This is a genomic window from Arthrobacter sp. 001422645, assembly GCF_059816125.1.
The window spans coordinates 1-21,205 of sequence record NZ_JCBANT010000023.1 but is presented as its reverse complement, the minus strand read 5'-3'; the positions used below and the strand labels follow the sequence as shown (position 1 = coordinate 21,205).

Here is a 21,205-nt window from a genome sequence, read left to right as displayed (position 1 = left end):
AAGAGGCGTTAGTGCCTACTTGTTGAGCTCAGGCAGCTCGTCCGACGGCAGGGTCGGGACGGCCGGAACAGCCGGCACACCCTTGGCGCCCGGTACGGCCGGCACAGCAACGGTTACACCGGCGTGAGCCTTGGCCTGGGCAGCTCCCTGCGCGTTGGCTGCACCCTCGACGGAGGCGCCGTCCTTGTCAGCGGACACGGTGCCCTCTGCGGAGCCTTCGGCATCCTCGACGCTGGCGTCACCCTTGGCGGAGCCGTCAACGGACGGGGAAGCCGGAACAGCGGGGACAGCGGGGACGGCCGGCGCGGCGGGAAGTTCAGGAGTCTCCGGGACCTCGGGGGATGCCGGGACGGCGGGCGTAGCGGGGGTCACTTCAGCCTGCTGGGTGTTCGAAACCTGGGCTGCGTTGGCCAAGCCAACGCCGGAGAATCCTCCGATAGCGAGAATCGCGGCGCCGACAGCAATCTTGGTGGTCTTGCTAACACTCTTCATGAGAAACGTACATCCTTTGGTTGTTTGAAGGCGGCTGAAGCCTGATGGGGGCAGTCAACAGCCCGCGCGTTCGGTGGAAGGCTAGCCGGCGCCCGATGGGGGCGGACGCCGGCCGCACTTACAGTGGAAGGCCAGCCGGACACCTGGTGGGGGGTCCAAGCTCCGGCGGCGCTTACAAAGGAGTAATCGCTGGAGGCACGCAAAAGGTTACGCCCCGCTCGAAAGTTTTTTTCAAGCTCTTTGCGGGCAGCCTGACGACGACGGCGTCCGCCCCCGCCGAGGTGCCGCCGCCACACCCGATGCGTATCACTTGGCGTCGTTCTCAGGCCTCAGAACGACGCAAAGCGCAACAGCCGTCAGGAACGGAAGAGTCCGCTGTACGCGTTGAGGGCGATCTGGCCGCCCAGGTGGGCGTACAGGACATTGCTGCTGGCCGGAATCTCCCGGCTCTTGACGAGGTCGATCAGCCCGGCGAGGGACTTCCCCTCGTAGACGGGGTCCGTGATCATGGCTTCGAGCGAGGCGCCGAGGCGGATGGCCTCCAGGGTGGAATCGACGGGGATTCCGTAGAGGTCACCGGCCCAGCCCTCCATGACGTTGATTTCGTCCTCGCGGAGCTCCCGCCCCAGGCCGATCAGCTCGGCGGTGTTCCGGGCAATGCGCTCCACCTGGGCGCGGGTTTTCTGCAGGGTCGCCGAGGCATCGATGCCGATGACGCGGCGGGGTTTATCCTGGCCGGCAAAACCCGCGATCATCCCGGCGTGGGTGGATCCCGTGACGGTGCAGACGATGATGGTGTCGAAGAAGATGCCGAGCTCCCGCTCCTGTTGCTCCACCTCGTACGCCCAGTTGGCGAAGCCCAGCCCGCCCAGCCGGTGGTCGGACCCGCCGGCCGGGATCGCGTACGGCGTGCCGCCTGCGGCCTTGACCTCTTCAATGGCGTTTTCCCAGCTGCTGCGGATGCCGATGTCAAAGCCCGCGCTGTCCAGTCGGACGTCGGCCCCCATGATGCGGGAGAGCAGAATGTTGCCCACGCGGTCAGAGAGCGGATCGGGCCAGTCAACCCAGTTCTCTTGTACCAGACGGGCCTTGAGTCCGAGTTTCGCGGCCACCGCCGCCACCTGGCGGGTGTGGTTTGACTGGTAGCCGCCAATGGAGACGAGGGTGTCCGCGCCCTGCGCCAGGGCATCCGGGACGAAATACTCGAGCTTGCGGGTCTTGTTGCCGCCAAACGCGAGACCGCTGTTGACGTCCTCCCGCTTGGCCCAGATCTGCGCTCCGCCTAGGTGCGCGCTGAGCCGTGGCAGCGGGTGGATGGGGCTGGGTCCAAACATCAGCGGGTAGCGCTCGAAATCGGTGATGGCCATCATCTGTCCTTTGCTCGGTTAACCGGGGACTGCCAAAATGCAATATATTGCATTGTCCGATACCGGTTCCGGGAGGGCAAGGGGATATACGATATGTTGCATGCCCGTTCCCCCGCTTTCCGGAGTCCACAGACGGCCGCTGCTCCGGGACAACGTCTTCGATTCGCTCCGCAACGCGATCGTTGACGGCACGTTCGAGCCCGGCGAAAAGCTGAGGGACACGGAGCTGGAAGCATGGCTGGGCGTCAGCCGGACCCCCATCCGGGAGGCCATGCTGCGGCTGGAACGCGCCGGGCTGGTCATCGCGCTGCCGGGCAAGGCAACCATCGTCGCCCCCTGCGACCTGGCCTCGACCCGCAGCTGCCAGCAGGTGGTGGCCGGGCTGCACGAGCTGGCCGCGCGGCTGGCCGTCCCGCTCCTGACGGAGGAGCACATCTCCGCCATGGCCGAGGCCAATGCCCGCTTCGAACAGGCCCTGCAGGACGTGGACGTCGAGTCGGCACTTACGGCCGATGACGACTTTCACGGAGTTTTTGTCACGGTCAGCGGCAACCCTGTGCTCCGGGAACTGCTGGAACAGACCACCCCCGTGCTGCGCCGGGTTGAGCGGATGCGCTTCGGCTCCTTCGCGGCCCGGGGTTCGGTGGCCCAGCACGCTGAGATCATCCGGCTCGCCCGCCTTGGCGACGCTGAGGCTGCCGCGAGGGAGTGCCGGGAGAACTGGCTTTCGCTGCGCTTCGCGTCGGCGGAGTAGGCAGAAGGCGCTTAAACCACGACGGCGGCGGGCCACCTTTGTGAGGTGACCCGCCGCCGTCGTGCGTCAGTCAAAGCGTCAGTATCAGTCGTTGATCAGGTCGTTGATCACGATGGTCTGGTCGCGGTCCGGGCCGACGCCGATCGCCGAGAAGCGTGTCCCGGAGAGCTTCTCCAGGGCCAGCACGTAGTTCTTGGCGTTCTCCGGCAGGTCGTCCAAGGTGCGGGCGCCGGTGATGTCCTCGGTCCAGCCTTCGAAGTACTCGAAGATCGGCTTGGCGTGGTGGAACTCGGTCTGGGTCATGGGCATTTCGTCGTGCCGGACGCCGTCGACGTCGTAGGCCACGCAGACCGGGATCTGCTCGATGCCGGTGAGGACGTCCAGTTTGGTGACGAAGTAGTCCGTGAAGCCGTTGACGCGGGAGGCGTGGCGGGCCAGGACGGCGTCGTACCAGCCGCAGCGGCGCGGCCGGCCGGTGTTAACGCCGAACTCACCGCCGGTTTTCTGCAGGTACATGCCCATCTCGTCGAACAGTTCCGTGGGGAAGGGCCCTGCGCCGACGCGGGTGGTGTACGCCTTGATGATGCCAATGGAGCGCGAGATGCGGGTGGGGCCGATGCCCGAGCCCACGGAGGCGCCGCCGGCGGTGGGGTTCGAAGAGGTCACGAACGGGTAGGTGCCGTGATCGACGTCCAGGAACGTGGCCTGGCCGCCTTCCATGAGGACCACCTTGCCCTCGTCCAGGGCGGTGTTCAGCACATAGGTGCTGTCGATGACCAGCGGGCGGAGGCGTTCGGCGAAGGACAGGAAGTACTCCACGATCTCGTCCACCTCGATGTCGCGGCGGTTGTAGACCTTGACCAGGAGCTCGTTCTTCTGCCGCAGAGATCCTTCGACCTTCTGGCGCAGGATGGAGGCATCGAAGACGTCCTGCACGCGGATCCCGAGTCGTGCCACCTTGTCCATGTAGGCGGGGCCGATGCCGCGGCCGGTGGTGCCGATGGCGCGAGAGCCCAGGAACCGTTCGGTGACCTTGTCCAGGACCTGGTGGTAGGGCGCGACGAGGTGGGCGTTGGCGGAGACGCGCAGCTTGGAGGTGTCGGCACCCCGGGCTTCCAGGCCGTCGATCTCCTGGAACAGGGCCTCAAGGTTCACCACGCAGCCGTTGCCGATGATCGGAACCGCGTTGGGGCTCAGGATGCCGGCCGGAAGGAGCTTGAGCTCATACTTCTCACCGCCTACGACGACGGTGTGCCCGGCGTTGTTGCCGCCGTTGGGCTTGACGACGTAGTCGACTCGGCCACCAAGCAGGTCAGTGGCCTTACCTTTGCCTTCGTCGCCCCATTGGGCTCCGACGATCACGATTGCTGGCATGGGATCCTCCCCCATTCGTTCGGGCCGAAATCCGAGTGGTTCACCGGGGTGGTCACCGGAGCTCAGCGCCGTTCATGAGAATGCCCCGAATCTACCGCTGTGCTCTTTCCATCAACGCCAGAGTCCGGGGCTCTTACCACCCAAGTTTAGCCGATAGCGGTGGCGGCGGCTCATTTGACCATCCAATGGACTTCCGGCGGACTCCCCGGCCGACTTTGCCGCAGACTCCCAGGCAGACTTCCCGGCAGAAAACTGTGATTGTCTACACAGGCCGTGGTCCCGGCAGCCTCGCGCACCCGCACACCGCCGCTTCCAGGCCGGATTCCCGGGAAGGACGCCAGCCGAGGCATCGCCCGGAACCGCCCGGTCCCTGTACCTGGGCCTCCGGCAGCCGCGACATTTCGCAGGGCTTGATAGACTAATAAGGACCGACCAGGAATCGGTCCACACCACATTTTCAAACCACACCGTACTTGGCGTGCCCGGTGTTCGGCGTGCCCGTGTACGGTCTGGCAGCTTTACCAATCCCGCAGGAGAATCAGCAACATATGACAGCCTTGGCCACTGAAAATTCCCGCGAACAGCTACTGAGCCGCCGCTACGAACCTAGCGTCGCAGCCGTCAACGAGCTGTGCGACACGCTGCAGGCAACCAAAGCTGGCACGAATGTCCCCTACGTGGACCCGATGCACGACGTCGACGAGTGCCGGATCATCAGCCTCTTCTCCAACATCGGAACCGAGGACGAATCAGGTTTCATCACTGCCGGCGACGACGAAGCCGCCACCCGCCTGCTCGGTGTCCAATGGAAGCTGGGCCTGCGCCCCGAGTACGTAATGCCCTGGAACGTCCACCCTTGGTACGTCCCGGGCGAGCCCAACGGAAAGTTCACGCCGGACCAGATTTCCGCCGGCCTGAAGCCGCTGCTGAAGTTCCTCGCACTGGTGCCCCGCGCCTCGGTGATTGTGGCGCACGGCACCGAGGCCAACCGCCTCGCGAACCTGCTCCTGAAGACCGAGGTGCCCATGATCTGGCGCCGCGGCCTCAAGACGTACAAGGTCCGCTCGCTCAGCGGCCGTGCTTTTGCCGGCACCCCGGCCCGCCAGGAGCAGTACCTCGAGGAAATGGGTGCCGTCTACGCGGACGCTATGGCCCGCACGGGTCTGGCCAAGACCAGCTAATTTCCCACCATTAACGACGGCGGGCGCCCACCTTTCGGTGGACGCCCGCCGTCGTACTTTAAGAAAGCAAAGCGGGTTAGCGCTTCTCGGCTTCGATGGCTGCCTTGGCGGCGGGATCGGAGTCCTTGAGGAACTTCTCGATCCGCTCCGGCTCCTCGGCCTCGCCGATCGCCGCGGAGGCGCGGCCCAGCGAATACAGGGCGCGCAGGAAGCCGCGGTTGGGTTCGTGCTCCCACGGGATGGGCCCGACGCCGCGCCAGCCGTTGCGGCGCAGCGAATCCAGGCCGCGGTGGTAGCCGACCCGGGAGTAGGCGTAGGAGTCGATGGTCCGGCCCTCGGTCCAGGCTTCCTCGGCCAGCACGGCCCAGAGCAGCGAGGAGGTCGGGTGGCTTTCCACCAGGTCCAGAGCTTCCTGGCCGGCATCCAATGCTGCGTAGACCTCGGTCTCGGCAGGCAGGAGCGTGGGCTCCGGACCCAGCAGGTTCTTGCGGAACTCGTCCGACATGCCTAGAACGTCTTGCCGGTGGAGCCGAGCTGCTGGGCAGCCTCAACGACGCGGGCCGCGAGGCCGGCCTCGGCGGAAGCGCCCCAGACGCGGGGATCGTAGAGCTTCTTGTTGCCCACTTCGCCGTCGACCTTCAGCACGCCGTCGTAGTTGCGGAACATGTGGTCCGCTACGGGGCGCGTGTAGGCATACTGGGTGTCGGTGTCGATGTTCATCTTGATGACGCCGTAGGACACGGCGTCGGCGATCTCCTTCTCGGAGGAGCCGGAGCCGCCGTGGAAGACCAGGTCGAACGGGTTGGCCTTGCCGATCTTGGCGCCCACCTGCTCCTGGATGTCCTTGAGGATTTCCGGGCGGAGCTTGACGCCGCCGGGCTTGTAGACGCCGTGCACGTTGCCGAAGGTCAGCGCCGTGATGTAGCGGCCGTTTTCGCCGGAGCCGAGCGCGTCGATCGTGGCCAGGGCGTCCTCGACGGTGGTGTAAAGCTTGTCGTTGATGGCGTTCTCGACGCCGTCTTCCTCGCCGCCGACCGTGCCGATCTCGACCTCGAGGATCATCTTCGCGGCGGCGGTGCGCTCCAGGAGTTCACGGGCGATCCGCAGGTTTTCCTGCAGGGTCTCGGCGGAGCCGTCCCACATGTGCGAGCTGAAGAGCGGGTTGCGGCCGGCCTTGACCTCGGCTTCGGAGGCTGCCAGCAGCGGCAGGACGAAGCCCTCGAGCTTGTCCTTGGGGCAGTGGTCGGTGTGCAGGGCGATGTTGACGCCGTAGTTCTTCGCGACTTCGCGGGCAAACGCGGCGAAACCGAGCGAGCCGGCCACCATGTCCTTGGTGGACGCGCCGGACCAGTAGGCGGCGCCGCCGGTGGAGACCTGGACGATGCCGTCGGACTCGGCCTCGGCGAAGCCGCGGAGGGCTGCGTTGAGGGTCTGGGAGGAGGTGACGTTAACGGCGGGGAACGCGAAGCCGCCCGTCTTAGCGCGGTCGATCATCTCGGAGTAGATCTCTGGGGTTGCAATGGGCATGCTGACTCCTAAAGTGAATTTCGTCTGCGGGCTGGGTTGACCCTGGAGTGAACCTCGTCGGCTAGGAACCATCCTAGCCATTCCTGCGCCGGGGCAGTGTTTCCGGTCACTCGGGCCTGTAATACTCGCCCGTCCGGGTCCGGCGCCCCGCCAACCCGTGCGGTGTGCTACCCCGGGAGCTGGTTGAACACGTGCCGGCGGATCCAGGCGTGCATGGCGATGGCCGCGGCCGAGGCGGCGTTGATCGAGCGGGTGGATCCGAACTGCTCGATCGACAACGTGTCCACCGCTGCTGCGTGGACCTCGGGCGACAGGCCGGGGCCCTCCTGCCCGAACACCAGCACACAGTCCTTGGGCAGTTCATAGGTCTCCAGCGGGACGGAATCCGGGAAGATGTCGATTCCGATGATCGCCAGCCCCTCCCCCTGGGCCCAGGCCACGAAATCCGCCACGGTGGGGTGGTGGCGGACGTGCTGGTACCGGTCAGTGACCATGGCCCCGCGGCGGTTCCACCGGCGTCGTCCGATGATGTGCACTTCCTTGGCCAGGAACGCGTTGGCGCTGCGCACGACAGTGCCGATGTTCATGTCGTGCTGCCAGTTTTCGATCGCGATGTGGAAATTGTGCCGCTTGGAGTCCAGGTCCGCGACGATCGCCTCGTGCTTCCAGTAGCGGTACTTGTCCACCACATTGCGGCGATCCCCGTCCGCCAGGAGGTCCGGATCCCAGTGTGCACCCTCCGGCAGTTCGCCTTCCCAGGGGCCGACGCCGACCTCCGCCTTGGGCTCCGCCTCCGGCGCCGGGTCGCCCTCTCCTGCGGTCAAGCTGCCGGAACGGGTTTCGCTGGGTATCTCGGGTTCAGTCACGACTCAACATTAGACTGGGACTGGCATCGGCACATTATCGGCGGAGGACAGCATGACGGAGCAGCAGTCAAACCACACGGACGAGTCGGATCACGTGCGTTCATCAAAGTCGGTATACCGCAGCGGCCAGGAGATCGAGTGCTGGCTGACCGATATGGACGGGGTCCTGGTCCACGAAAACCAGCCCATCCCCGGCGCCTCCGAACTCATCCAGCGCTGGGTGGACACCTCCAAGCGCTTCCTCGTCCTGACCAACAATTCCATCTTCACTCCCCGGGACCTCGCCGCACGGTTGAAGAGTTCGGGCCTGGAAATCCCCGAGGAGAACATCTGGACCTCGGCCCTGGCCACAGCCCAGTTCCTCAAGGACCAGGTGCGTGGCTCGGAGTCCGGCAACCGCGCCTATACGATCGGCGAAGCCGGACTCACGACGGCGCTGCACGAGGCCGGTTTTATCCTCACCGACCAGGACCCGGACTTCGTGGTGCTCGGCGAAACCCGCACCTACTCCTTCGAAGCCATCACCATGGCCATCCGGCTGATCCTGGGCGGCGCGAGGTTCATCGCCACCAACCCGGACGCCACCGGCCCCTCGAAGGACGGACCGATGCCCGCCACCGGTGCGATCGCCGCGCTGATCACGAAGGCGACCGGCCGGGAGCCCTACATTGTGGGCAAGCCGAACCCGATGATGTTCCGCTCGGCCATGAACCAGATCGACGCTCATTCGGAAACCACCGCCATGATCGGTGACCGGATGGACACCGACATCATCGCCGGCATGGAGGCGGGGCTGCACACGGTGCTGGTGCTCAGCGGCATCACCCACAAGGACGACATCGCCGCCTACCCGTTCCGGCCCAACCAGGTCCTGAACTCCGTCGCGGACCTGAAGAACCAGATCTAGGGCACCGCCTTAGAAGGCAATCTTCTTGCCCCCGCCTGAGGGAAGCGGGAAGAGCTCGTCCTGCAGCCCTTCGATGACCGGCCGGTAGACGAACGGGTTCCAGCCCGGGCTGGCGTGCGCCGGCCGTGCGCCGTCGGTCCGGTGCGAGTCCGAGGCCATGTTGTCCTTGAACGTCAGGGACCAGGAGTCGCGGGCCGTCTCGTAGTCAACGGTCCGGTCGCGGGGGTTGCCGATAAAGGCCATCCGCGTCCCTCCGAGCTTTCCCACGAAACGGGTGGCATCAAAGTGGTAGATGTAGGCGGACTCGGACTGGATCAGGACGCTGGAGGGCGCAACCGGTGAAAGTTGCTCCAGGGTCTGGTCCACCACTTGCCCCCAGCTGCGCTCGTTCTTGTGCAGCATCCGCTCGCCGAGTTCGTAGCCGCCGCGCACCACCGTGGGGAACCGGAAGCCGCTCTCGTAGAGAAACACGACGCCCTCAAACCAGCTCTGGTCCAGCACGTCGTACTTGCTGTACGGGCTGGAATCCAGCAGGATGAACGCCACCTCAATGCCGTGAAGCTCCCGGAGCCGGGCGGCGACCTGGGTGGCCACCATACCGCCGAAGCTGTGGCCGTAGAAGTAGAGCGTATCCAGCTGGTGGGCCCGGGCGTGCTCCACCACCGCTATCACGATCTGGTCGATGTCGAGGCCCGTGTTGGAGTATCCGACGGCGGCCAGCTGGCCGCGCTTGTTCAGCGCCCCGCGCAGCGCATTCAGAATCCACAGCGCTTCCTCCCAGCTCGTCTTGTAGCCGGGGAAGAGGAACCAGCTGGCATGGGGGAAGTACTTCTCTGCGGTCTCGTCCGGCACGGTGAGGATCCTATGGACCCGGCGCTCGGCCTGCACACGCCTGGTAAACAACATATCGGCGGCCAACACGGAGGCGGACCCCGTGCCGATCAGGAAACTTCGCCGGGAAAATCTTTTGAGTTCGGCGGCGTGCCGAAGCACCCGGGCGTCGGCGTCGCCGGTCCCGTCCATATCCTCAACATCCGGCACATCTCTACCGTAGCCACAGGGGACGCCGGATCCGAAACGGGCCGCGGCTGGTTGTCCCTAGACCGGTTCCGGCTCCCGGCCGGCCACGGCGCCGCTGATCTCCCGGTCGAGTTCGCGCATGACGGGATAGGGGCCCACCTCGCGGCGGACGGTCTCCAGGCCACCTTCGCGGCGGCTGATTTCGAGGCCGATTTCGGTGTAGGTCGCGAGGAGCTGCGTCCGGGCCATATCCGCGGGGTTGTCCATCATCCCGAACACCGAGTCGCTCGCGGCCAGCAGTTCATCGTCGGAGTAGACATTCAACGGCCGGGTTCCTGTGGCGTCGATGGACGCGGAGAAGTCAGCGGAGAGGTCAAGCGGGCGCACGGCTCCGCTGGGGGCGTCCCGGAAAGGAGTCAGTTCAAGCGAGACGCCGGCGGAGGCGGGCAGTGCACCGGCTGTTTCGACCAGGGCTGCCGCGCCATCGATCGCGTTGAGGTCGTTCCGGAGACCTGCGAGGGCCGCTGACTCCACAAGAACAGCGAGGCCAAGGTTCACCCGGATGTGCGAAGTGATGCCCATCCGCCGGACGCGCTGGATCAGCTGCATGAGAACGGGGCGGGACTGTTGCGTAAGGCTCCCCCGGACGTCGATCCGGACGATATCTGACGCGATGTCTAGGGTGGGCTGGGCATTAAGAGAGGTGTCCATAGGTACTCCAAAAAGAAGGAATCTATGGCCGACGGCTCAACCTCATTCAGCGTATAGGCCAGCCGCGGTGCGCACAAGTCATATTGGGCTACCGGTTCAGCCGGCCTCTTGCCGGCCGGGTTCCTCGAAGTGGGTGCGGGACGCCGTGCCGCCCACCGACTGGACCAGTGAGGTGGCGATGTCGCGGAGCTTGACGTTGCCGTTGCTCGAGGCGTCCGTGAGGATCCTGACTGCAGTCTCCTGGCTGCAGCGGTTCTGGGCCATGACAATCCCGATGGCCATGTCGATCACAGTGCGGGATTCGAGTGTGGCCCGGAGATTCGTGGCGCTGTCTGTGTGCAGGGAGAACCGGACGGCCAGCCGCAGGGCCTGGGAAATTTCGCGGGTGTAGCCGCGGGCCCGGGCGGCAACATCGCCGTCGAACTTGTGCGGCACATCCGAATAGAGGTTGAGGGCCGCCTGGGCCTCGCCCTGCAGGTGGAACGGCACGGAGAGCACCGACCGCAGTCCGTGCGAGGCGACAGCGCTGGCGTAGTCCGGTCCCCAGCGGTCCTCGTCAAACAGGTCCGGAACGTAGACCTCACGCTCCTCCTGCGCCGCCGTCAGGCACGGGCCCTGCGAGAGCCGGTACTGGATTTCGTCCACCTCGCGGGCGGAATCGCTGCTCCAGCCGATGGTCGCGGCCTTGCGGTCGCGCAGCAGTGTGATTCCGCACAGGGCGTCGTCCCCGGTGCCCGCGACCTGGTGCGCGGAGAAACGGGCGAGTTCGTTGAGGAAGTCCTCGAAGTCGGCGCTGTCCAGGATGAGGTTCTGGATCTGATCGACCGTACTGAGGGGTTCACTTCCGAGGACTTCTTCGGGAAGGAGCATGGCGCGTGGTCTCCGGGGGTGTTCAAAGGGATATTACAGAATGATAAAACACACCCAATCCACCGTCTACACGCGTCCGCTGAGGGAAGAACCGCCTAGCCGAGGCCGAGTTCGTCCTTCCCGAAGGCGAAGAGGTAGGGAACGCCGGCCTCGGCCTCGATCTTTTCCTTGGCCCCGGTGTCGCGGTCCACGATCACGGCGACGGCAACAACGTTGCCGCCGGCCTTGCGGACTCCTTCGACGGCGGTCAGCGCGGAGCCGCCGGTGGTGGACGTATCTTCCAGCACCAACACCTTGCGGCCGTCAACGGAGGGGCCCTCCACCTGCCGGCCCATGCCGTAGGATTTCTGGGCTTTGCGGACGACGAAGGCGTCCACGGTGCGTCCGGCGTCGACGGCGGAGTGCATCACGGCGGTGCCGACTGGGTCGGCGCCCATGGTCAGTCCGCCGGCGCACTCAAAGTCGATCCCGGCGTCGTCCAGCAGCGAAAGCATGACCTGGCCGACCAGCTTGGACGCCTCATGGTGCAGCGTGATCCGGCGCAGGTCGATGTAGTAATCGGCTTCGGCGCCGCTGGAGAGGATGACCTTGCCGCGGACAACGGCCAGCTCCTTGATCAGTTCAAGCAGGCGGGCACGGGCGGCAGCGGTGTCAGCTGCAGGGGCACTGTTGGCAGTCATGGGACCCAGTTTAGTGGCTGGGTGGTTCAGGACTCCCAGCCGGTCTGTTAGATGTCGGGGCGCCGCGGGCGGATCCGGGGATGAACGCGCCGGGCCTTTCTCCTCTAGGCACCCCCGCCGGGCAGGAGTCCGATGGAACCATGACGGCAGGAACGGATTCTTCCACCCGCTGGCCCGCCATCCCCAAAGACCCCGGCAGCTTCCGGGTCCGGCCGAACATGGTGGACTACGACGCGGCCTGTGCCGCTTTTTCCTGGGATGAGGCCCGCCACGGACTGTCCGGGCTGCCCGGGGGCCGCGGCGTCAACATCGCCTATGAAGCGGTGGACCGGCATGCCACCGGCGGGCACGCACGGCACGAGGCCTTGCGGTTCGTCCGGGCCGACGGCAGCAGCCACTCCCTCACCTTCGCCGAACTCGCCGAGCAGACCAACCGCTTTGCCGGGGTGCTCCGGAGCCTCGGCATCGGGCGGGGAGAGCGTGTCTTTTCGTTGACCGGGCGCGGACCGGCGCTCTACGTTGCGGTGCTGGGCACCCTCAAGAACGCCAGTGTTTTCTGCCCCCTGTTTTCCGCGTTCGGCCCCGAACCCGTCCGCCAGCGGCTGCAGTTGGGATCCGGCCGGGCCCTGGTCACCACCCGGGCGCTTTACCGCAGGAAAATCGCCCAGCTCCGCGACTCGCTGCCGGAACTCCGGCACGTCCTGCTGACCGATGCCGACGGCAGCCCGGAGCCGGGCACGCTGGATCTCGCCGCGCTGATGCGCGCAGCCCCGGCCGACGGCGGGATTGCCGCGACGCAGGCCGAGGACATGGCCCTGCTGCACTTCACGTCCGGCACCACCGGGACCCCGAAAGGCGCCATTCACGTGCACGACGCCGTCACCGCCCACCACGCGACCGGCACCACCGCCCTGGACCTGCACCCGGAGGACATCTACTGGTGCACGGCCGACCCCGGCTGGGTCACGGGAACCTCGTATGGCGTGATCGCGCCGCTGACCCACGGGGTGACCACCATCGTGGACGAGGAGGAGATGGACCCGGACCGCTGGTACCGGATCCTCGCCGAACAGCATGTCACCGTCTGGTACACCGCTCCCACGGCGCTGCGGATGCTGATGAAAGCCGGGGCGGACCGGGCGCGGGGCCATGACCTGTCCGCGCTGCGCTTCGTCGCCAGCGTCGGCGAACCGCTCAACCCCGAGGTGGTCGTCTGGGGCCAGGAGGCATTCGGCCAGCCCGTCCACGACAACTGGTGGCAGACCGAAACCGGCGGCATCATGATCTCCAACTACGCCGCCACGGAGATCCGGCCCGGGTCGATGGGGCGGCCGCTGCCCGGCGTCGTGGCGGGCCTCGTGGCCCGGGACGCCCAGGACCGGCCGATTGTCCGCGACGGCGAGGCCGCCCTCGTGACGGCGCCGGACGCCGTCGGCGAATTGGCCCTGCGGCCCGGCTGGCCCTCGATGTTCCGCGGCTACCTGCACGAGGAGGAGCGCTACCGCCGCTGCTTCGCGGGCGGCTGGTACCTCACCGGCGACCTCGCCAGGTGCGACGCCGACGGGTACTACTGGTTCGTCGGACGCGGCGACGACGTGATCAAGTCCTCAGGGCACCTGATCGGCCCGTTCGAGGTGGAAAGCTGCCTCATGGAGCACGACGCCGTGGCCGAGGCCGGGGTGATCGGCGTCCCCGACCCCGTGGCCGGCGAGGTGGTCAAGGCCTTCGTGGAGTTGCGGCCCGGCTGGCAGCCGTCCGAGGAACTGCAGCTGGAGATCATCGGCTTCGCCCGGAAGCGGCTCGGCGCGGCGGTGGCGCCCAGGCTGCTGGAGTTCACCGCGTCCCTCCCCCGGACGCGCAGCGGGAAGATCCTGCGGCGGCTGCTCAAGGCCCGCGAGCTGGGCCTTCCGGAGGGTGACACCTCTACGATCGAGACCCCGGCACGGCCGGAGGCACGGACATGACCGGGCCGCTCGAGCCGCCGGCCCGCGCGCTGGACCCGGCCCACGGCCGGCATCTGCTGCTGCAGATGCTGCGTGTCCGGCGGCTTGAGGAGAAATGCGTCGAGCTGTACAGTGCCGCCAAGATCCGCGGCTTCCTGCACGTTTACATCGGCGAGGAAGCTGTCGCGGCAGGCGTCCTGGAATCACTGGAACCGGAGGACGCCATCCTCGCGACCTACCGGGAACACGGCCATGCCCTGCTTCGCGGGGTTTCCGCCGGGGCGATCCTCGCCGAGATGTACGGCCACGTCGAGGGCTGCTGCCGGGGCCGCGGCGGCTCCATGCATCTCTTCGACGCCGCCACGCGCTTCTATGGAGGCAACGCGATCGTCGCCGGCGGGCTGCCGCTCGCCGTCGGCATGGCGCTCGCGGACAAGATGAGCGGCCGCTCCCGCGCCACCGTGTGCTTCTTCGGCGAAGGCGCCGTCGCGGAAGGCGAATTCCACGAGAGCCTCAACCTCGCCGCGCTCTGGCAGCTGCCCGTGCTGTTCTGCTGCGAAAACAACCTGTACGCGATGGGAACGGCGCTGGGCCGCTCGGAATCCCAGACGGACATGGCACTCAAGGCCTCCGGCTATGAAATCGCGGCGTGGGCCGTGGACGGCATGGACGTCCTCGCCGTCGAGGACGCCGCGCGCCGCGCCGTCGAGGCTGTGCGCGCCGGCGGTGGACCGCACTTCCTGGAGCTGCGCACGTACCGGTTCCGGGCGCACTCGATGTTCGACCCGGAACGGTACCGCGACAAAGCCGAGGTGGCCCAGTGGCTCGAACGCGATCCCATCAACCTGCTGCGCGCCACGATGGAGGCCGCCGGCCAGCTCTCGGCCCAGGAGTGGGACCAGCTGCAGGCCGAGGCCAACGCGGAGGTCACTGCCGCCGTCGAATTCGCCGAAGCCGGGACCCTGGAACCCGTGGAGGATTTGACCCGCTTCGTCTACAGCGAGCGGAGCGCGCCATGAAATCCAGCTACCGCGAGGCGCTCCGGGCCGGGATCCGCGACGCCATGATCCGGGACGAGCGGGTCTTCCTGATGGGCGAGGACGTCGGAGCCTACGGCGGGTCCTTCGCCGTAAGCCTGGGCCTGCTGGAGGAGTTCGGCCCGGAACGCATCCGCGACACTCCGCTCTCCGAGTCCGGTTTCGTGGGCGCCGGCATCGGCGCGGCCCTGGGCGGGATGCGTCCCATCGTGGAGATCATGACCGTCAACTTCAGCCTGCTTGCCCTGGACCAGATCGTGAACAACGCGGCGAGCCTGCTGCACATGTCCGGCGGGCAGTTCAATGTGCCCATCGTGATCCGGATGACCACGGGCGCCGGCCGCCAGCTCGGCGCCCAGCACTCGCACAGCCTGGAGGGCTGGTTTGCGCACATCCCCGGGCTGCGCATCCTGACCCCCGCCACCCTGGCCGACGCCCGCGGGATGGTGTGGCCCGCGATGCAGGACCCGGATCCGGTGCTGATCTTCGAACACGGCTCGCTCTACAACGTGACCGGGGAGCTCGACGACGATGCCGGCCCCGTGGACATCGACACGGCCGCTGTCCGGCGGCCCGGCGCCGACATCACGCTGATCACCTACGGCGGGACGCTTCCGGCCGTGCTGGACGCCGCAGAGCAACTCGCGGCAGAGGGCATCGACGCCGAGGTGCTGGACCTGCGCACGCTCCGTCCCCTGGACGAGGCCTCAATCCTCGCCTCCGTCCGCAGGACCCACCGAGCCGTGGTGGTGGACGAAGGGTGGCGCAGCGGGAGCATCTCCGCCGAAATCAGCGCCCGGATCACCGAGAACGCGTTCTATGACCTGGATGCCCCGGTGGGCCGGGTCTGCAGCGCCGAAGTGCCGATCCCCTACTCGAAGCATCTGGAACTGGCGGCCCTGCCGTCCGTGGACCGGATCCTCGCGGCGGCCAGGCAGGCGGTCAGCGCCGGTGGCTGATTTCCTGATGCCATCGCTCGGGGCCGACATGGAGCACGGCAAAATCGTCGAATGGCTGGTCAAGCCCGGCGACTACGTCCGCCGCGGCGATCTCGTGGCGGTGGTGGACACGGACAAGACCGTCATGGACGTGGAGTCCTTCCAGGAGGGAGTGGTCGCCGAACTGCTCGTGGACCCCGGGGCAACGGTACCGATCGGGACCCCGCTGGCCCGGATCACCCCGACCCCGGCCGAAGTCGGCGCGCCGGCCCCACCGGTTGCCCCCACGCCATCTAGTGCGGCAGCGCCCCCGGTCCGTGCCGCCGTAGTGCAGGCATCTCGCGGGGAGCCTCCACCCATCGCCCCTCCGGTGCGGCATCTGGCCCACCGGCTCGGGGTTGATACGGCCAGGATCCACGGCACCGGCAAAGGCGGCGCCGTCACGCGGGCCGACGTGGAGCACGCTGTGGCGGCGAGGCCGTCCGCCGGACGGGTGCGGTCCTCCCCGCGGGCCCGTCGGCTCGCCGCGGAACTCGGCGTCGAGCTGTCCGGGGTCAGCGGCACCGGACCGGAGGGCGCCGTGACAGTGGCCGACGTGCAGCACGCAGCGGGCAGCCGGGCGGAAGCCGCGGCTCCCGCCGAGCCCGCTCCCCCGCGGGAACACGCCCCCGAGGCGCCGCACCCGGGGAAAAGCCCGGACGCCCGCGAGCGCGTCGCCAGCCTGCGCCGTGCCGTCGGCGCCCTCATGTCACGGTCAAAGAAGACCATCCCCCACTACTACCTGAGCACCACCCTGGACCTGCGCGCCGCCGTCGAATGGATGCAGTCCGTCAACGCTCACCGGCCGGTGGCGTCCCGGCTGGTTCCCTCGGCGCTGCTGCTCAAGGCTGCGGCGCTCGCGGCCAAAGACGTGCCGGAGGTCAACGGCTTCTACGACGACGGCGGGTTCCGGCCCAGCGCGTCCGTGCACCTCGGCGTCGCCGTAGCCTTGCGGCAGGGCGGCATTGTGGCCCCCGCCATCCACGACGCGGACACCCTGGCCGTGGACGTGCTCATGGAGCAGCTGCGGGACCTTGTCGGCCGCGCCCGGGCCGGCCGGCTGCAGCGCGCCGAAATGGCGGATCCCACCATCACCGTGACCAACCTCGGGGACCTGGGCGTGGAGAGTGTGTTCGGGGTGATCTATCCCCCGCAGGTCGCGATGCTCGGCTTGGGCCGGGTCATGGAACAACCCTGGGCACAGAACGGGCTGCTGGGTGTCCGGCCGGCTGTTACCGCCACCCTCTCCGCCGACCACCGCGTTAGCGACGGGCTCCGCGGCGGCCGCTACCTGACCCGGATCGACGAGCTGCTGCAGAAGCCGGAGGAACTGTGAACCAGATGGGAATTGTGAAGCAGAGTGTGCAACGGGAGGAACCATGAACGAACAGGACGCCCGGGACGCGGTGCGTGCCGCGATCGGCAAGGTGGCACCGGACGTCGAGCTGGCCGAGGTGGACGAGGACGCCCGGCTGCGGCAGGACCTGGAGCTCGACTCGTTGGACTTCCTCCGGCTGGTCGAAACGATCGACACGGCCACCGGCGTCGACATCCCGGAGCGCGATTACCCGGAAGTGGCCACCGTCAAGGGGTTGATCGGCTATCTCGCGGCCCACGGCTGAGCCCGGCCGCTACACCCCGGCAGGTGGACAACCAAACTGCCCCCTGATCGGCTCCTTGCCTGTGTGACGAACGGCTACGAACGCTGCGGAGTGCGGCGGGCGAAGGCGGGCGCGTGTTCGGGCCGGGGTCCGAAGGCAACGAACCGCGGCACCACCCGTCCGGCGGCCGGGATGTGCCGGGCCAGGAACAGCAGGACGGCCGGCGCCCCGGCCCGTTTTCCGGTCATGATTGGCTCGAACAGGACGCGGTGCATGATCCGCTGGACGGTCTGCACGACGACGGTGGGCGTCCGCCGCCGTCGTTGGACCCTCGCGAGATCCGCGCGGGAGACCGTGCCGCGGAGCAGCGCCGGGACCAATCCCTCCGCGGCGGCCACGGCGTCCTGGATGGCCAGGTTGATCCCGACGCCGCCGGCGGGCGACATGGCGTGCGCAGCGTCGCCAATGCAGAGCAGCCCGTTGATGTGCCATTCGCGCAGCCGGTCCAGCCGCACGTCGAGCCAATGCAGGTCCGCCAGGGAAGAGATGGCGTCCACACGGTCGGCCAGGTCGGGGCGAAGGGCCGCGATCCGCTGCCGGAAGCGGTCAATCCCTTCGGCGCGGATCCGGGCGTCGGTGCCTTTCGGCGCGAGGTAACCCATCTGGTAGTAGTCGGTGCGGTTGAGTCCCAGCAGGGCCTCGCCCCGGCCGAACGCGGGAACGATTCCGGCCACGGCACCCTGCTCGGAGGCATAGCGCGGCAGCCGGAACCACCAGGTGTCGAATGGCACCCGGTACTCCTTCGGCGCGAGCCCGGCCGCGCGGCGCAGGGTGGAATGCCGCCCGTCCGTGGCGACCACAAGGTCGGCCCTGAGCTCGCTTTCCGTTCCGTCCGCGGCGCGGTAGCGGACCCCGGTCACCCGGCCGCCGTTCCGGACCAGCGCGGTGGCGGTGGAACTCATCCGCAGGGTGAAGGACGGCTCGGCGGCGGCGGCGTCGGCAAGGAAGTTCAGGAAGTCCCACTGCGGCATCAGCGCCACGTAGTTGTACGGCGGCGGCAGCGACTCGAAGTTGCCCATCACCACCGGCCGCCCGCCCGGGACCGGGAAGGCGACATTGGTGAGCCGGCTTTGCGGAAGCCGGCGGAACTCCTCGCCGAGGCCCAGTTCATCGATCAGCCTGACGGTCGAGGCGTGGACGGTGTCGCCGCGGAAATCACGGAAGAAATCGGCGTGCTTCTCCAGTACCGTCACATCCACGCCTGCACGGGCCAGCAGCAGCCCCAGCATCATCCCGGCCGGGCCGCCGCCGACCACCACGCATCCGGTCGTCTCCATGGCCATACGCTACGCCCGCGCGGGCCCCGGCGGGAGGGGTTTTCGCGGCGAATTCCGCCCTGCGCGGCGGTTTCGGACCGGCGCTACGGAGATCCGCGCAGCGCCGGTCCGGATGCGTAGCGCAGGTCCGAAAAGCCCGCCGCGTTAGAGCCGGGTGTCGAAGGAATCGCAGAAGACGTTCTCGTTGAACGTGCCCTGGAATTCCGACTTGCCCTGGATCTTCCCGATGGTTGCCCGGATGGCCTCGGGCGTTCCGGCGTGCGCGTGGATGGCGGTCTTAACCATGGGCACGTCGATCAGGTGGTTGGGCTGATTGAGTGAGACGAACACGGTGGGGACCTCCGTGACGTACCAGGGGATTTCCGCGGCCATGGGTGTGGACCACTTGATCCGGATGGCAGCCTCCTGGGCGAAGCCCTTGACATTGGCGAACACGAACGCGGCGTCGTACTTGTCCGCGTAGTCGCCGGTGGCTTCCTCGGAGATGACCGACATGAAGTTCACGCCGGTCTCCCCTGCCGCCTCCCGCTGGTCCGCCGTCTTGAACAGGTGCACCTCGAACCCGGCGCTTTCCAGTTCGGCTTTGACGGTGTCCAGGTAAGCCAGCGGATCAGCGCGGGTGAAGTCCGCACCACCGGAGATGCCGTACAGCCGGATGCGTTTGTGCGTTTCCGGGGTGATGGGCAGGTTGTTGGCGGTGTCCTTGACCAGCGTGACGGTCTTGTCCGCGATCTCCGCCGCCACGGCACGGTGGGCGTCGCTGCCGATAACCCCAAGGGCATCCGCCGGCGGAACCAGTTCCGCGGCCGACTTGCGGTGCAGCCCCAGGCTTGCCTTGAGGGCCAGGATCCGGCGCAGGGCGTCGTGCAGCCGTTGGTCGGAAATGACGCCGGACTTGTAGCCGTCCAGCATGTACTGAAAATCCTCTGCCGGGTTGCGGAAGAACAGGAACATGTCGCAGCCGGCGGCGATGGTGGCGGGCACCAGATCCTTGCGCTTCATGGCCTGGGTCAGGCCGATCATCTGCGAGGCGTCCGTGAGGATCAGCCCGTTGAAGCCGAGCTCGCCGCGGAGCAGGTCCTGGAGCAGTTCCGGCGCGAGGGTGGCCGGCAGGATGTCCTTGTCCGCCAGACCGGGGCGGAAGTGCCGGGACAGCTGCGGCGCCCCGATGTGCCCGATCATGATGGACTGCACACCATGGCCGATCATCTCCCGGTACACGTGCCCGTACGTCCGGTTCCACTCCTCGTAGCCGAGGGTGTTGTAGGACGTGACCACGTGCTGGTCACGTTCGTCCATGCCGTCGCCGGGGAAGTGCTTCATGGCGCAGGCTGTGGGTGACTCGCTGATGCCGTCGAAGTATTCCTTGGCGCGCTCCACCACAATCTCCGGGGTGTTGCCGAAAGCCCGCGTGGAGATGACGGTGTTCCGCCAGTTGTAGTGGATGTCCACGATCGGCGCGAACGCCCAGTTGCAGCCCAGCGCCGCGGTTTCCACTCCCGCGACCTGCCCCATCCGCCGGGCGATGGACTTGTCCGGATGCGAACCGGCCTGCAGATGCGTCGACACAAACGTTCCGTCGTCGCAGCTTCCGGCTCCACCCATTTCCGGGTTGGATGCCACCAGGAGCGGGATGCGGGCCTTGGACTGCGCGTAGCGGATGTGCTCCTGCACCGCGGCAGAGGGCCCCGGCCGGTAGCGCATGCCGCCGACGTGGTAGTTCTCCAGGACACCGTCGAGGTACTCCGGGGAGTAATCGTTGTTGTGATTGATGAACAGCTGCCCGATTTTCTCCTCGAGGCTCATCCCGGCGATCGTGGCATCCACCCAGGCCACGGCGTCGTCGTCGAGGTTGAACGGCGCGGCCCGGAGGTCGACGTCGAACTCGCGCGGCCGGGTGCCCGCGGTACCGGATGGGTCACCGGCGCGGGTCCCCGTTCCCGCGGCGGAACCGGCGACGGCGGCAATGCCGGCCAGCGCTTCCGTCACCACCTGGCTGACCGGGGCGGCGATGTCCACCACGATCCCGGTTTCGTCGGACTCGAGCGGTTCCAGCGTTGCGAGCTGGGAATCGAGCAGCGCGGCCGGCATGAAGTGGCCGGAGCGGCCTTCGAGCCGCGATCCCAGGACCTCTTTGCTGCCGTGCAGGTGGAGGAACACGGTGCCGGGCGCCAGGGCGCGGATGGCGTCCCGGTAACAGCGTTTGAGGGCCGAGCAGGCGAGCACCAGACCGCCGTCGCCGGCGTTGGCGAGCTCGCTGCCCACGGTGGCGAGCCAGGGCCAGCGGTCCTCGTCCGTCAGCGGGATCCCGGCTGCCATCTTGGCGACGTTCTCCACCGGGTGGAGGGAGTCGCCGTCGAGGAAGGGTGCGCCGAGTCCGCGGGCGACGAGGTCGCCGATGGTCGTCTTGCCGCAGCCGGAGACGCCCATTACAACGATGCGGGGTCCGGTCATGCCTGTCGGTTCGGTGGCGGTCATCAGTGCTGCCCGGTTACCAGTCATGGACGGTTCCGTCGACGAGGCGGTTGTAGGGCAGGTAGGCCTGCTGGTACGGGAACGCG

20 protein-coding genes are annotated in these 21,205 nt (G+C 67.4%); 8 read left to right on the top strand and 12 right to left on the bottom strand.

What is annotated here, in order from left to right:
• Positions 1–15: 15 nt before the first annotated feature.
• Both AC6EUH_RS17595 and AC6EUH_RS17590 read right to left on the bottom strand, forming a co-directional pair.
• Positions 16–492: a hypothetical protein gene (locus AC6EUH_RS17595; protein ID WP_056427682.1), complete on the bottom strand. Its 477-nt coding sequence runs from the start codon at positions 490–492 to the stop codon at positions 16–18.
• A 356-nt stretch (positions 493–848) separates the two neighbouring features.
• On the bottom strand, positions 849–1,859 hold the full coding sequence (locus tag AC6EUH_RS17590) for a 1-aminocyclopropane-1-carboxylate deaminase (RefSeq protein ID WP_056427685.1): 1,011 nt from the start codon (positions 1,857–1,859) through the stop codon (positions 849–851).
• A 100-nt stretch (positions 1,860–1,959) separates the two neighbouring features.
• Here AC6EUH_RS17590 and AC6EUH_RS17585 point away from each other — a divergent pair, with 100 nt between their 5' ends.
• On the top strand, positions 1,960–2,613 hold the full coding sequence (locus AC6EUH_RS17585; RefSeq protein WP_056427689.1) for a GntR family transcriptional regulator: 654 nt from the start codon (positions 1,960–1,962) through the stop codon (positions 2,611–2,613).
• An 84-nt stretch (positions 2,614–2,697) separates the two neighbouring features.
• Here the strand turns inward: AC6EUH_RS17585 and AC6EUH_RS17580 are convergent, their stop codons facing one another.
• Positions 2,698–3,987: an adenylosuccinate synthase gene (locus AC6EUH_RS17580; RefSeq protein WP_056427692.1), complete on the bottom strand. Its 1,290-nt coding sequence runs from the start codon at positions 3,985–3,987 to the stop codon at positions 2,698–2,700.
• A gap of 548 nt (positions 3,988–4,535) precedes the next feature.
• On the opposite strand from AC6EUH_RS17580, the gene AC6EUH_RS17575 reads away from it, so the two are divergent.
• Positions 4,536–5,168, top strand: a complete 633-nt coding sequence (locus AC6EUH_RS17575; protein WP_499739431.1) for a uracil-DNA glycosylase family protein — start codon at positions 4,536–4,538, stop codon at positions 5,166–5,168.
• Between the two features lie 76 nt (positions 5,169–5,244).
• Here the strand turns inward: AC6EUH_RS17575 and AC6EUH_RS17570 are convergent, their stop codons facing one another.
• The 3 genes from AC6EUH_RS17570 to AC6EUH_RS17560 all read right to left on the bottom strand — a co-directional run bounded on the left by AC6EUH_RS17570 (position 5,245) and on the right by AC6EUH_RS17560 (position 7,519).
• Positions 5,245–5,673, bottom strand: a complete 429-nt coding sequence (locus tag AC6EUH_RS17570) for a DUF3151 domain-containing protein (protein WP_056427697.1) — start codon at positions 5,671–5,673, stop codon at positions 5,245–5,247.
• A gap of 2 nt (positions 5,674–5,675) precedes the next feature.
• The gene (fbaA, locus tag AC6EUH_RS17565) at positions 5,676–6,695 is read right to left on the bottom strand and encodes a class II fructose-bisphosphate aldolase (RefSeq protein WP_056427700.1); all 1,020 of its coding nucleotides are present in this window, start codon (positions 6,693–6,695) and stop codon (positions 5,676–5,678) included.
• 167 nt (positions 6,696–6,862) lie between these two features.
• A complete protein-coding gene (locus AC6EUH_RS17560; RefSeq protein WP_156367538.1) occupies positions 6,863–7,519 on the bottom strand; it encodes a TrmH family RNA methyltransferase in 657 nt (218 codons plus the stop codon).
• 94 nt (positions 7,520–7,613) lie between these two features.
• Between AC6EUH_RS17560 and AC6EUH_RS17555 the strand changes: the two genes are divergently transcribed.
• Positions 7,614–8,468, top strand: coding sequence for an HAD-IIA family hydrolase (locus tag AC6EUH_RS17555; protein WP_056427703.1), 855 nt, complete (start codon positions 7,614–7,616; stop codon positions 8,466–8,468).
• 9 nt (positions 8,469–8,477) lie between these two features.
• Here the strand turns inward: AC6EUH_RS17555 and AC6EUH_RS17550 are convergent, their stop codons facing one another.
• The 4 genes from AC6EUH_RS17550 to pyrE form a co-directional block, all read right to left on the bottom strand.
• On the bottom strand, positions 8,478–9,491 hold the full coding sequence (locus AC6EUH_RS17550) for a thioesterase domain-containing protein (protein ID WP_056427706.1): 1,014 nt from the start codon (positions 9,489–9,491) through the stop codon (positions 8,478–8,480).
• A 75-nt stretch (positions 9,492–9,566) separates the two neighbouring features.
• The gene (locus tag AC6EUH_RS17545) at positions 9,567–10,199 is read right to left on the bottom strand and encodes a hypothetical protein (RefSeq protein ID WP_200913005.1); all 633 of its coding nucleotides are present in this window, start codon (positions 10,197–10,199) and stop codon (positions 9,567–9,569) included.
• 96 nt (positions 10,200–10,295) lie between these two features.
• The gene (locus AC6EUH_RS17540; protein WP_056427712.1) at positions 10,296–11,069 is read right to left on the bottom strand and encodes a GAF and ANTAR domain-containing protein; all 774 of its coding nucleotides are present in this window, start codon (positions 11,067–11,069) and stop codon (positions 10,296–10,298) included.
• Between the two features lie 95 nt (positions 11,070–11,164).
• Positions 11,165–11,749 carry an orotate phosphoribosyltransferase gene (gene pyrE / locus AC6EUH_RS17535; protein WP_056427715.1) on the bottom strand — a complete coding sequence of 195 codons (585 nt, stop codon included), beginning with the start codon at positions 11,747–11,749 and terminating at the stop codon, positions 11,165–11,167.
• Positions 11,750–11,889: 140 nt separating this feature from the next.
• Here pyrE and acsA point away from each other — a divergent pair, with 140 nt between their 5' ends.
• Genes acsA through AC6EUH_RS17510 form a run of 5 tightly spaced genes read left to right on the top strand, consistent with a single transcriptional unit; the run spans position 11,890 to position 17,328 of the window.
• Positions 11,890–13,713, top strand: coding sequence for an acetate--CoA ligase (gene acsA, locus AC6EUH_RS17530; protein ID WP_499739430.1), 1,824 nt, complete (start codon positions 11,890–11,892; stop codon positions 13,711–13,713).
• On the top strand, positions 13,710–14,711 hold the full coding sequence (gene pdhA, locus AC6EUH_RS17525; RefSeq protein WP_499739429.1) for a pyruvate dehydrogenase (acetyl-transferring) E1 component subunit alpha: 1,002 nt from the start codon (positions 13,710–13,712) through the stop codon (positions 14,709–14,711). The genes acsA and pdhA overlap by 4 nt, the downstream gene beginning before the upstream one ends.
• Positions 14,708–15,688, top strand: a complete 981-nt coding sequence (locus tag AC6EUH_RS17520) for an alpha-ketoacid dehydrogenase subunit beta (protein ID WP_499739428.1) — start codon at positions 14,708–14,710, stop codon at positions 15,686–15,688. The genes pdhA and AC6EUH_RS17520 overlap by 4 nt, the downstream gene beginning before the upstream one ends.
• A complete protein-coding gene (locus tag AC6EUH_RS17515; protein WP_499739427.1) occupies positions 15,681–17,042 on the top strand; it encodes a dihydrolipoamide acetyltransferase family protein in 1,362 nt (453 codons plus the stop codon). The genes AC6EUH_RS17520 and AC6EUH_RS17515 overlap by 8 nt, the downstream gene beginning before the upstream one ends.
• A gap of 43 nt (positions 17,043–17,085) precedes the next feature.
• Positions 17,086–17,328: an acyl carrier protein gene (locus AC6EUH_RS17510; RefSeq protein ID WP_056427728.1), complete on the top strand. Its 243-nt coding sequence runs from the start codon at positions 17,086–17,088 to the stop codon at positions 17,326–17,328.
• 74 nt (positions 17,329–17,402) lie between these two features.
• Here AC6EUH_RS17510 and AC6EUH_RS17505 read toward each other — a convergent pair whose 3' ends face one another.
• On the bottom strand, positions 17,403–18,644 hold the full coding sequence (locus AC6EUH_RS17505) for an FAD-dependent oxidoreductase (protein ID WP_499739426.1): 1,242 nt from the start codon (positions 18,642–18,644) through the stop codon (positions 17,403–17,405).
• Positions 18,645–18,788: 144 nt separating this feature from the next.
• Positions 18,789–21,098 carry a gluconokinase, GntK/IdnK-type gene (locus tag AC6EUH_RS17500; RefSeq protein ID WP_499739442.1) on the bottom strand — a complete coding sequence of 770 codons (2,310 nt, stop codon included), beginning with the start codon at positions 21,096–21,098 and terminating at the stop codon, positions 18,789–18,791.
• Positions 21,099–21,205: the final 107 nt, after the last annotated feature.